Annotated in this window: 10 protein-coding genes and 2 riboswitches; of the genes, 4 read left to right on the plus strand and 6 right to left on the minus strand. The window is 36.2% G+C overall.

Annotation, left to right across the window (positions count from 1 at the left end):
• Nucleotides 1-40: 40 nt before the first annotated feature.
• The 5 genes from LCF45_RS21020 to LCF45_RS21040 form a co-directional block, all read right to left on the minus strand.
• Nucleotides 41-418 (minus strand): nucleoside 2-deoxyribosyltransferase, encoded by a 378-nt coding sequence (locus LCF45_RS21020; protein WP_002034029.1) that lies wholly within the window; start codon nt 416-418, stop codon nt 41-43.
• A 97-nt stretch (nt 419-515) separates the two neighbouring features.
• On the minus strand, nt 516-758 hold the full coding sequence (locus LCF45_RS21025; protein ID WP_085960924.1) for a DUF3966 domain-containing protein: 243 nt from the start codon (nt 756-758) through the stop codon (nt 516-518).
• 242 nt (nt 759-1000) lie between these two features.
• Entirely contained in the window at nt 1001-2059 is a 1059-nt protein-coding gene (locus LCF45_RS21030) for an undecaprenyldiphospho-muramoylpentapeptide beta-N-acetylglucosaminyltransferase (protein ID WP_002067149.1), read from the minus strand.
• An 18-nt stretch (nt 2060-2077) separates the two neighbouring features.
• Nucleotides 2078-5476, minus strand: coding sequence for a methionine synthase (gene metH / locus LCF45_RS21035; RefSeq protein ID WP_078203156.1), 3399 nt, complete (start codon nt 5474-5476; stop codon nt 2078-2080).
• Complete coding sequence (locus tag LCF45_RS21040; RefSeq protein WP_002190677.1) at nt 5476-7308, minus strand: bifunctional homocysteine S-methyltransferase/methylenetetrahydrofolate reductase; 1833 nt, start codon at nt 7306-7308, stop codon at nt 5476-5478. Before LCF45_RS21040 ends, metH begins: the two co-directional genes overlap by 1 nt.
• A 70-nt stretch (nt 7309-7378) precedes the next feature.
• Nucleotides 7379-7488: riboswitch (SAM riboswitch) on the minus strand.
• A 202-nt stretch (nt 7489-7690) separates the two neighbouring features.
• Nucleotides 7691-7804, plus strand: a riboswitch (SAM riboswitch).
• A gap of 89 nt (nt 7805-7893) precedes the next feature.
• Between LCF45_RS21040 and metI the strand changes: the two genes are divergently transcribed.
• From metI to LCF45_RS21060, 4 genes are all read left to right on the plus strand, one after another.
• Nucleotides 7894-9006, plus strand: coding sequence for a cystathionine gamma-synthase/O-acetylhomoserine thiolyase (gene metI / locus LCF45_RS21045; RefSeq protein WP_002184958.1), 1113 nt, complete (start codon nt 7894-7896; stop codon nt 9004-9006).
• Nucleotides 9003-10166: a cystathionine beta-lyase gene (gene metC / locus LCF45_RS21050; RefSeq protein WP_002165069.1), complete on the plus strand. Its 1164-nt coding sequence runs from the start codon at nt 9003-9005 to the stop codon at nt 10164-10166. The genes metI and metC overlap by 4 nt, the downstream gene beginning before the upstream one ends.
• A 172-nt stretch (nt 10167-10338) precedes the next feature.
• Nucleotides 10339-10845: a cysteine hydrolase family protein gene (locus LCF45_RS21055; RefSeq protein ID WP_002167668.1), complete on the plus strand. Its 507-nt coding sequence runs from the start codon at nt 10339-10341 to the stop codon at nt 10843-10845.
• A gap of 437 nt (nt 10846-11282) precedes the next feature.
• Nucleotides 11283-11573: an ArsR/SmtB family transcription factor gene (locus LCF45_RS21060; RefSeq protein ID WP_000894375.1), complete on the plus strand. Its 291-nt coding sequence runs from the start codon at nt 11283-11285 to the stop codon at nt 11571-11573.
• 151 nt (nt 11574-11724) lie between these two features.
• Here the strand turns inward: LCF45_RS21060 and LCF45_RS21065 are convergent, their stop codons facing one another.
• Nucleotides 11725-12837: a class I SAM-dependent methyltransferase gene (locus tag LCF45_RS21065; protein WP_002088639.1), complete on the minus strand. Its 1113-nt coding sequence runs from the start codon at nt 12835-12837 to the stop codon at nt 11725-11727.
• Between the last annotated feature and the right edge of the window lie 4 nt (nt 12838-12841).

Consider the following 12841-nt stretch of genomic DNA (forward strand, 5'->3'; position numbering starts at 1 on the left):
TCTTTTTTTGCAAGAAATATTTCTCGCTGCATTCCCACGTCTAACATTCCACTTTATTTAATATATATGAGACAAGCCCCTCAATTTCTCCTTCGAAAATATCAACTTCTCGTAAATGGTAGAATGTCGTTTGCAACTCATTGCCCTTGTGATATATATAAATTTTCTTTTCTAAAGCAATTGCCATCCCTAATTCTGTATGACTTCCATTCCCACCCTCTAGTATGAGTAAGAAAACATCAGCTTCTCGTATCGCTTCTTGTTCTTCTTCACCAATCTTTTGCAATTGTTCTCTATTGGTTGCTCTTTCATTTTTCGTCCAATCATATGTATGCTGCCATCCCACTTCTTTCAACTGGCTTGATACGAAACGAACAAGATGTTTATTTTGAAATCCTGAAGCAATATAAAATTTCATTTATATTCACTCCTTAAATATGTATGGGGAAACTCCTTTTTTAGCGTTAATGGGATTTTTTCAAAAAAAATCCCCATCCTTAGAACTTATTTGCGTTTCAATGATGGGGTGCCTCATGATCTTCTTTTATTTTTTGTTTTTTATAACTTTCATCAGCTAACATTTCTAGTTCAGCTGTTATTTCTGATTTTTCAAGCTCTCGTTCTTGTGAAAATTTCCGTGAAATATAAACAATAACACTACCAACGTACAACACAAAGCATATAATAAGTGCAGTATTTTCATAGAGACTTAGCTCCAACACAGTCACTCCTAATCCATTCGTATTTTCACGCTTAATCAATTGGAATTTCCCTATTAACCATTTGTTACCCCGCATTAACGGGCAGTAAGACCCCCACCTCAAAATTCAACGAAAACAAAGAAGTTAGGTGTGGGATTAACTGCCCGTAAAAGCCCGATTGGTTCAACTAATAATCAGTGGGGATGAACCCCCCACTGATTAAAGTTTCACTTTATTGTAACATAAAAATATCAATTCTTGGAATCTTTCATCCTACTAAAAAAGACATGATTGTTTAATCATGCCTCTGAAATATGTTGAATGATAGTTTTAATCGCTTCTTTTCCATTATATTTTTTTAATGCTGTTTTATACGTCTCATTATTATGAGATAGCTCTTCTATATGCTTTATAAGTGAGTTCACCGTTACATCCTCTTCATATAATACCGATGCATACCCTTGTCTTTTAAAGGATTCAGCATTTAAAATTTGATCTCCACGGCTTGCAAATTTCGATAACGGAATTAAAACCATCGGCTTTTGCATTGTTAAAAATTCAAAAATCGCGTTGGATCCCGCACGTGAAATAACAAAATCTGTTGCTGCTAATATATCCGGCAACTCTTCATGTACATATTCAAATTGTCTATATCCTTCTTTATTTTGTAAGGATTCATCAAGATTTCCTTTTCCGCAAAGATGCACAATTTGATAATTTTTCAGAAGATCTGGAAGTGCCGATCGAACCGTTTCATTAATTTTCTTTGCGCCTAAACTTCCTCCCATAACAGTAATAACTGATTTCTTCCGGGAAAACCCTAGAAACTTTAAACCTTTTTCAAGATTTCCTCTTAGTACGTCTTCACGTACAGGCGATCCTGTATATATTACTTTTTCTTTCGGTAAATGTTTCGCTGCTTCTTCAAATGTAACAAATATTTTCGAGGCAAAACGGAGCGCAATTTTATTTGCTAGTCCAGGTGTCATATCAGATTCATGTAATAAAACTGGCACCCTATTTAGCCACCCTCCTATTACGACTGGTACGGATACGAAACCACCTTTTGAAAAAATAACATCCGGTTTTAGTTTACGAATTGTTACGTACGCATCCATAACACCCTTCATCACGAGAAAAGGATCTTTTATATTTTTCAAATCAAAATAACGACGTAACTTCCCGCTTGCAATACTATGGTATGGGATTCCTTCTTTTTCTATAATCGTTTTCTCAATCCCTTGATGAGAACCAATATAAGAGATATCCCAGTTCTGCTTTTGTAAATGTGGAATAATTGCTAAATTAGGTGTTACATGCCCGGCCGAACCGCCACCTGTAAAGACTATTTTTTTCATACGTCTCCCCCTTCTACACTATAGTACACTAAAATACCTTGCCTCAGGGTGAGAAAATACCATAGCCGTTACAGACGCTTCTGGCTCCATCATAAATCCTTCTGTTAATGAAATACCTATTTCTTCTGGATGAATTAAGCGAAATAATTTTTCTTGATCAGCAAGTTCTGGGCATGCTGGATAACCAAATGATACGCGTATTCCTCTATATTTTGTACGGAATCTCTCTTCCATCGTCAGTTCAGGTGAATCTGGAATTCCCCAACGATCACGAATGAGCATATGTGTTTTTTCAGCAAGTCCTTCTGCTAATTCAAGTGCTAACGACTGAATCGCATGACTGCGTAAATAATCTCCCTTCGCCTTCCATTCCTCTGCAATATCTCGAACCCCTTCTCCAACGGTAACAGATAAGAAAGCGACATAATCCATCTCATCTCCAATCGGGCGTATATAATCTCCTAAAGTACGGTATGGTGCTTTCCCTTGTCTCGGAAATTCAAATCGCTCTATAATACGTGTGTGATCTTCCGGATCGTATATAATTATATTTTGTCCATCACTTTGCGCCGGGAAAAATTGATACACCGCTTTTGGGCGTAACCAAGATTGTCCTTCTTGTAATAATTCATCAATTAAATCATTTAGCTCATGTGCTCTTTTATCCCCTTCTTGCAAGAGTTTTTTTACGTTTCCTTTTAACCCAAGATGGTGTCCAATTAACATTTGTCTATTTAAAAACGGTGCAAGATGAAGGACAGGAATATCCCGTAATACAACTCGTTTCGTCGAATCTGGCACTATAACAGTTGCTTTTGGCAACGGCTCAATAACTGCGGGAATTTCTATTTTTTTCTCCTCTTGTTTCACAATATGAAGATGGCGTTCCTTTTTATCTCGCTTCATCTTTTCACGTTCTTCTTCTTTTTGTAATTTGTTAATAATATCAAGACCTGTCATTGCATCACTTGCATAACATACGAGCCCTTTATAAGATGGAGAAATACGATTATCTGTAAATTTCCTCGTTAGTGCTGCACCACCTACAACAATTGGAATATCAATATTCGCTGCTTTTAAATCTTCAGCAGTCGTTACCATTTGTTGCGCTGATTTTACTAACAAACCAGAAAGGCCAATAATATCAGGTTTCTTTTCTTGTACTTCTTGAACAATTCGATCCGAACGAACATTAATTCCTAAATTAATAATTTCATATCCGTTATTTGATAAAATAATTTCAACAAGGTTTTTCCCAATATCATGTACGTCTCCTTTAACAGTCGCTAATAATACTTTCCCTTTTTTTGCACTCTCACTAGATTCCATATGTGGCTCTAAATAACTTACGGCAGCTTTCATACTTTCAGCACTTTGCAATACTTCAGCAACGATAAGCTCATTACCATTAAATAATCGCCCCACCTCATCCATTCCTGTCATAAGCGGCCCGTTAATAATATCCAGAGGTTTTCGTCCTTCTGTAAGCGCGAGACTTAGATCTTCTTGTAGTCCTTGCTTCGTACCTTCTACAATATAATTTGCCAGTCGTTCATCAAGTGTTAGCGTTTCTTGTATAACGACATCTTTCTTTTTGGCAACACGATAAAAGTTTGTAAATTTTTCTAACGTCTCTTTCGTCGTTTCAAATAATAATGCATCCGCAAGACGTTTTTCTTCCTCTGGAATTAACGCATAGCGTTCTAATTTTTCCGTATTAACAATCGCATAATCTAATCCTGCTTTCGTTGCATGATATAGAAAGACAGAGTTTAATACTTCACGTCCAGCTGGTGGTAAACCAAAAGATATATTACTCACACCTAGAATCGTTAAACATTCTGGTAACGCTTCTTTAATAAGACGAATTCCTTCTATAGTCGCTGCCGCTGAACCTATATATTCTTCATCACCTGTTCCTACAGGAAACACAAGCGCATCAAAAATAATATCAGATGGGCGTATACCATACTTTTTCGTTAGTAATTCATAGCTTCTTTTAGCAATCTCTATCTTTCTTTCTGCACTAACTGCCATACCATCTTCATCAATTGTCCCTACAACTATCGCAGCACCGTATTTCCGAAGAAGGGGTGTCACTTTTTCAAAACGTTCTTCTCCATCCTCTAAATTAATAGAATTGATAACACCTTTTCCTTGAATATAAGTAAGAGCTTTCGCCATAACATTTTCATCTGTTGAATCAATCATAATCGGTACTTTTAACACTTTCGTAACTTCTGCCAAGAATCTTTCCATATCTTCTATTTCATCACGATCAGGGTCTGCCATACAAATATCAATAATATGAGCATTTTTCTTCACTTGCGCTCTTGCCACTTCAGCAGCCTCTTCAAATTTCCCTTCTGCTACTAATCTTTTAAACTTACGCGATCCAATTACATTCGTCCTTTCTCCAACAAATAAAGGCCTCATAGAATCATCGTATTGCAACGCTTCTAGTCCACTAATTCCATGTCCAACCCTTTCATGATGCTCACGAGGATTAATCGAGGCAAGCGCCGATTTCATTACACGTATATGTTCTGGTGTTGTGCCACAACAACCACCAATAATATTAATCCATCCTTCTTCAGCAAAACGTTTTACTTTTTCAGCAAGTGACGCTGGAGATTCGTGATAATGCCCCTCTTCATCAGGAAGACCAGCGTTTGGATAACACGAAATATAACACTCCGATAAATCAGATAGGGAACGTATATGTTCCCTCATAAATTCTGGACCAGTAGCACAGTTTAATCCAACCGATAATGGCTTCATATGCTCTACCGATAAATAAAAGGCTTCGATCGTTTGACCCGCTAAAGTCGTTCCCATCGGTTCAATTGTTCCAGAAATCATAATAGGTACTATTTTGTTTAGTTCTTCAAACGCCGATTGAATTCCAATGTACGCAGCTTTCACATTACGCATATCTTGACTCGTTTCAACGAGTAATACATCAACTTCTCCTCTTAATAGTCCTCTCGCTTGCCTTGTATAGGCTTCAATTAACTCTTCAAAAGTCACACCACCTGTAACACTAATCGCTTTCGTCGTTGGTCCCATCGCTCCCGCAACATACACTTCTTTCCCACTTTCTTTAACCGCTTGCTTCGCCAAAAGCGCTGCCCTTTCGTTTAACTCTTCATCTAAATGAGACAATGCATAATCACTTAATACAATATTTGTTGCACCAAACGTATTCGTTTCAATAATATCTGCTCCAGCTTCAATGTAGACTTTATGAATATTTAAAATAACATCCGGTCTTGTTTTTACTAAATATTCATTACAACCTTCGTATTCTTCTCCTCCAAAATCTTCCGCTGTTAAGTCTTCTTGCTGGATCATCGTTCCCATTGCACCATCTAATATTAAAATTTCATGTTGTAATCTCTCTTCTATTCGTTTCATCAATTAATACCTTCTTTCACTTCTTGCTTTTCTCTCACATATTTCACGAGATGTTCTGTAATTTCATATTTTAAAAACGGTGTAATAAGATAAATACCGTTAAAGTATTTCATCGCCGCATCGATCAACTCTTGTGAAATACGAATCCCTTCCTCTATGGCTGCCTCTTTCGTTTCATGTCCATCCATTCTTTGTCTTATCTCTTCAGGGAGAGTAATACCCGGCACTTCAAAATGAAGAAAATCTGCGTTCCGCTTACTTACTAACGGCATAATTCCAATAAAGATAGGTTGTTCCAAATGCTTTGTCGCTTCATATACTTCTTCTATTAAAGCAACATCATATATCGGCTGCGTTAAGAAATATTCAGCACCAGCATCAATTTTTCGTTCCATTCGCTTGACCGCTGCTTTTAAATGCCTTACATGAGGATTGAATGCACCTCCAACAGAAAATCTTGTTGCCGGACCAATTGATTTCCCTAAAATAGAGCGTCCGTCGTTCATCTCTTTAATCATTTTAATGAGCTCTATCGATGACAAATCATATACAGAAGTTGCACCTGGGAAATCACCAACGCGCGCTGGATCACCAGTTAAAGCTAGCACTTCCTCCATACCTAATGCTGATAATCCAAGTAAGTGAGACTGTAGTCCAATGACGTTATGGTCTCTACACGTTAAATGCGTCAATACTGGAATATCATGCTTCGTTAATAATGCACCCATAGCCATATTCGAAACACGAGGAGATGCTAATGAATTATCTGCTAGAGTAATAGCATCCGCTCCAGCCCTTTTCAGTGCTCTTGCCCCTTCAAAAAAACGCTGCGTGTCTAACGTTTTCGGTGGATCTAATTCCACTACAACTGTCGTTTGTTTCTTTGCCTTTTCTGCTAGAGTAACATGAGCTCTCGAACGCTTCTCATGTGTATGGACCACTTTAGGCCTTTGAATCGTCTCCTTTGCTATTACAGGTGCAACATTTGCAATAGCACGTTTCATTCCTTCAATATGTTCCGGGGTAGTACCACAACAACCACCTAATAAACGAATACCTTGTTCAATAAATTTCGGTGTCATTTCTTCAAAATATGCTGGACTTCCCTCATATACGTAACGCCCTTCCACATAATTCGGGAGACCTGCATTCGGATATGCTGATAAATAGCCATTTTGAGGAATCGATATCATTTTGAAAGCTTCCGTCATGTGAAGCGGGCCTAGTTGACAGTTCAACCCAACAACATTGGCACCGTAATCTAAAAGCTGTTTTAATATTTCATTGACATCATTCCCATTTTGAGTCGTACCTGCCTCATGTAACGCTAACTGAGCAACAATCGGAATATTCGTTTGTTTACGCAATACTTTAACCGCATGCAATAATTCAAATTCATCATAAAAAGTTTCTAATAGTAATCCATCAACCTGTTCTTCTAGTAAAGCACCTGCCTGCTCAAGTAACATAAATTCTCGCTCTATATCAGTCGTTGTAACAGCACCAATATGTTTCATACCTCCAATTGTCCCTAAAATTGCATTCCGATCTGTTACTGATGCTTTCGCAATATTCACTGCCGCTTTATTAATTTGGACAACTTGATTCTCTAGACCATACATGCGGAGTTTCGCTTCATTCGCACCATACGTATTCGTTTGAATAACATCCGCTCCAGCAGCTACATATTGTTTATGGATCGATATAATTAAGTCCGGATCAGACAAATTCAATTCTTCAAAACTACTTTGTAAACCATGCGAATGTAATAACGTTCCAACCGCACCATCACCTATTACAATTCCTTTTGATAATAAATCTAGTAATTTCACGAATCTCCCTCATTTCTATCAATATAAAAACCCCCTCTTCACTTTGAAGAGGGGGACATAATTGTTCCTCCTCTTATTATGCAAAACACACGTTTTGCAGGTTTTAGCACCGTTTCAAACATTTAGTTTGAAGGTTGCCGGGTTTCACAGGGCCTTTCCCTCCACCGCTCTCAATAAGAGTTTGTCTTTATTATTTTATTTATGTAGCTAAAAGGAAATACGTTCCCCTTTTAACAATGTTTGTTAATTTTTTATAAATTTAGCACGCACTAAAATAAAAGTCAATGACACTTGCGGAAAAATAAAAATTATTTAAAATAAAGTTGCAATTCAATTATCTTTTGTTGTAAAGTTAAAACCATAATAAAATTTCATACGAACATTCTTATCTAGAGAGGTAGAGGGACTGGCCCTTTGACGCCTCAGCAACCATTAACATTCATTCGTTAATAAGGTGCTAATTCCAGCAAATTGTGAAAGATTTGACAGATGAGAAGAAGACTCTATTCAATCCGAAAGCCTTCTTCTTAGAAGGCTTTTTTTATTTTCACTTAGTCGTTCACTTTAAAAAGGGGGAATTTTCACATGTCAACAATCGAAACAAAACTAGCACAAATCGGGAACCGTAGCGAAACTACAACAGGAACTGTTAATCCACCTGTTTATTTCTCAACTGCTTATCGTCACGAAGGAATTGGTAAATCTACTGGCTTTGACTATTCAAGAACTGGAAATCCGACTCGTGGTCTTTTAGAACAGGCAATTGCAGACTTAGAAAGCGGTGAGCAAGGGTATGCCTGTAGTTCAGGAATGGCGGCTGTTCTCCTTGTCCTTTCACTATTCCGTTCCGGAGATGAGCTTATCGTATCTGAAGACTTATACGGGGGAACATATCGTCTATTTTCCGAACATGAAGACAAGTGGAATATTCGATGTAGATACGTAGATACACAATCTATTAAACAAATTGAGCAAGCAATCACATCTCAAACGAAGGCTATTTTCATAGAAACACCGACTAATCCATTAATGCAAGTAACTGATATCGTAAGTGTAGCAAGTGTAGCGAAAAGGCACGGACTACTTCTTATTGTAGATAACACGTTCTATACACCTTATATACAGCAACCATTAACAGAAGGTGCAAACATCGTCCTTCACAGCGCAACTAAATATTTAGGCGGTCATAACGATGTACTAAGCGGACTTGTCGTTGCGAAAGGGAAATCTCTTTGCGAGGAGCTTGCTCATTATCATAATGCCTCTGGTGCTGTCTTAAGCCCGTTTGATTCATGGCTATTAATTCGAGGCATGAAGACTTTAGCACTTCGCATGAAACAGCATGAAGAAAACGCTCATGCAATTGTTGCTTATTTAAATGATGAAGATGGTGTGACAGATGTATTTTATCCAGGAAGAGGTGGTATGATTTCATTTCGCCTTCAAGATGAAACTTGGATTAATCCTTTCTTACAATCTTTATCCTTAATTACATTTGCTGAAAGTCTTGGCGGTGTCGAAAGTTTAATGACTTATCCAGCAACGCAAACTCATGCCGACATTCCAGAAGATGTTCGAACAGCACGTGGTGTTTGTAATCGTCTTCTCCGTTTTTCAGTCGGCATCGAAAATAGCAACGACTTAATTCAAGACTTAAAGCAAGCAATTAAAATTGTAAAAGAAGGTGTAAGAATATGAGTTATTCCATAGATACGCTTTTACTGCATAATCAATACAAGCATGACTCACACACAGGAGCTGTTAACGTTCCCATCTATAACACATCAACATTCCATCAGTTTGATGTAGATGCTTTTGGAAAGTATGACTATAGTAGATCTGGAAATCCAACACGTGAAGCTCTTGAAGATATCATTGCTTTATTAGAAGGCGGGACAAAAGGATTTGCCTTTGCATCAGGCATTGCAGCCATTTCTACTGCATTTCTCCTTCTTTCACAAGGTGACCATGTTCTTATTTCAGAAGATGTATATGGAGGCACTTACCGAATTATAACTGAAGTTCTCTCTCGTTACGGTGTTTCACATACATTTGTTGATATGACCAATTTAGAGGCAATAAAACAAAATATCAAACCGAATACGAAGCTCTTTTATGTAGAAACACCATCTAACCCACTTTTAAAAGTGACAGATATTCGCGAAGTTTCTAAACTCGCAAAATCTATTGGTGCTCTTACATTTGTTGATAATACATTTTTGACACCACTATTCCAGAAGCCACTTGACCTTGGCGCCGATGTCGTTCTTCATAGTGCCACAAAATTCATTGCCGGTCATAGTGATGTTACTGCCGGATTAGCAGTTGTAAAAGATGCCGAACTCGCTCAAAAACTTGGATTTTTACAAAATGCATTCGGCGCTATTTTAGGACCGCAAGATTGTTCTCTCGTGCTTCGCGGCATTAAAACATTGCATGTACGTCTCGAACATTCAGCTGCAGGTGCCAACAAAATCGCACATTTTTTACAAGAGCACTCTAAAGTTCAAAATGTCTATTACCCTGGATTACAATCACATCTTGGCTATAGTATTCAACAAACTCAAGCAACATCAGCTGGGGCTGTTTTATCTTTCACCTTACAATCCGAAGATGCACTGCGCCAATTTTTATCAAAAGTTAAACTACCCGTTTTTGCGGTTAGTCTAGGAGCTGTTGAATCTATTCTTTCATATCCAGCAAAAATGTCACATGCAGCTTTATCACAGGAAGCACGTGATGAAAGAGGTATTTCCAATTCATTACTCCGTTTATCGGTTGGTCTCGAAAATGTTAACGATTTAATATCCGATTTCGAAAATGCCCTTTCTTATGTCGAAGAACCTATTAATGCATAGAGAGAAAAGAAGATATGAAATTAAGTTTTTATATCTTCTTTTTATGCTGTCTAGCATATTCATTTTAATGCTTCTCTTTCTGTTATAGTCCATAAAAAAATAAAAATGCATTATCTATTTCCAAGTAATGGATTAATTGATATATTAAGAAATAAAAAAAGGGGTAAAAATAATGGATACTTGTGCAGATATTTTAATCGTTATCGATTTACAAAATGGGGTATGCTATAGCAAAGAGCATTTATTCGATTTACAAAATTTACTTACAAAAGTAAATAAAAGAATTTCTTCATACAGAAAATCAAATAAACCAATCATTTTTGTTCAACATTGTGATGATGATTTGGTACCCGAAAAAGAACTTTGGGCTATTCATACCAATCTAGATGTTCAAGAACAAGATTTTTTTGTAAGAAAAACACATGCAAATTCATTTTATAAAACGAACTTAAAAGAGATTTTAGACCAATTATCTGTACATCATATTGAATTTTGTGGTGCCCAAACAGAGTACTGTATGGATGCTACGATTAAATTTGCCCATGGACTAGGATACAAAAACTTCATGGTACAGAAAACAACCTCTACATTAAATAATCCATTTATGTCCGCAAAAGAGACAATTAATTTTTATGAGAATATATGGAATCACAGATTTTTAAAATTGATACAAGATTAACTCTAGAATAAATGACTAATGGTTTGATCATTCTAAGATTTATCAGCTACACTCAAATATTTCATTATCACCATTATAAAGAAGCTGATTATAATCAACTTCTTTTAACCTGTTTTATATTCTATATATAACATTATAATTCCTTTGTCATATTATTTTAAAAATTTTGTATATTCATTTGAAAGAATAAGAAAATCATGATAAAATTGTGTTACGAATATATCTATATCTTTCAATTTTTGAAACGCATCAAAATTTTCACCCAAAAATGTCATTTTACAAAACTGTGCTAATTTATCTATTTTATTTACATCAGGGTCTCTTTTCTTACAATTTCTTTACTTTAGGACTCTTTTTCTGCAACAACTATTTTCTTTTCTTTAAATTTTTGGTATGTATAGTATGGTATAACAGCTCACACGGAGGTGGAAAAGAACATGTTAGAAACCTTTCAAAAAGAAATAGAACTATATGAAAGCAATGCAGAATTATTGAAAGTGCTTGCTCATCCTGTTCGCTTATGTATTGTAAAAGGATTAATTGAACGTGGCCCAAGCAATGTTTCTACAATGTACACAGGCTTAAACATGCCACAATCTACAATTTCACAGCATTTAGCAAAGTTAAAAAGTGCTAAAATCGTTTCTAGTGAAAGAAAAGGATTGGAAATTTACTACAAAGTAGAAAACGAAACAATCATTCAACTCGTTCGCGTATTATTAGGTTAGGGACCTATAGACAGAGAAAAAGAGTGTATTCTATATTTTTCATCTCATATCTTTAATATAAATATATATCATGAGAGAAAATATATAATGCTACATAATTAAAAGTCGTATTAAAAAACAAGACACAGAAAATACTGTGTCTTGTTTTTTTTCATATTGTTAAATATTGATTCAAAAGTAAATTCTTCATATCTTTTGTGTGTATAACAACATCGAAAGCATTACCTAATCCTCCGTTCAAAATCATAGAGCGAATAGCTCTATTTAGTTTTTGAGTTTCAGAAAAAGGGTTGGTATCTTGATGGCTAGCAAGCTGATCTAATATTCCTGCTGCTAACAAAAACTCTGATTGCTTCCTATGCCATATCGTATTAATTCCTTGTAGCTCAAAATTCATCTTCAACTCATCCCAATGAACATGCGTAGTAAGGTCCATTTCTCCTGGATATGCAAGAGGATTACGAATTAGCTTGTGCTTATAATATCCTCTTAAACTTCCTTCACGATGTGCAGGATGCATCCATTCTTCTTTTGTATATCCATAATCAACTGTAATACATATACCTTTCTGAAACCATTTCGCAATCTCTTCTATATACTCTTCCATTGCAATAGGCACTTCAAATCGCTGTCCCTCGGCAATATGAATGTTATATTTCAATAAGTAACGACCGACTCTTTTCTCTATCGGTCTAAATACTTCTGTAAGGTTTCCTTCATCTGTATACGTGATACGTACTTCATACAAAATTCCATTTCTTTTCTCAACTATCTCAACAGGAAACGCATCAAATAATTCATTCGAAAAAATAATTCCTTCGAAAGACTCTCCCATTTCAATATAAGATGTATAATACGACACATTATCAAATAAGCAAAGCCTCTCCTGTTGTAGCCTTCTATGAAAAGGGCTCACTTCAATAATTGAATAGTTTAAATTGATAAAGGTTTCCGGAGATAATTGTTTCCATTCTTGTAAAACATCATAGGCAAACTTTCCTGTTCCCCCACCAATCTCACAAATATTTGGAGAAACTTCTCCCTTTTCAACAAGCCGAATAAAAAACTTAGCAAAAGTCTTCGCAAATACAGAAGATACATTGCTACTCGTAAAAAAATCTCCCTGTCTTCCAATTTTTTCACGTTCTCTCATATAATACCCATGTTCCTCTGCATATAATACGAGGTTCATATACGTACTATATGAAATCGAATGATCCTTTTCTTTTCCCATCCATTCTCTTAAATTGAGCTCCATCCCCATAATG

This window comes from Bacillus sp. 41-22 (assembly GCF_025809295.1).
Classification (GTDB): domain Bacteria; phylum Bacillota; class Bacilli; order Bacillales; family Bacillaceae_G; genus Bacillus_A; species Bacillus_A mycoides.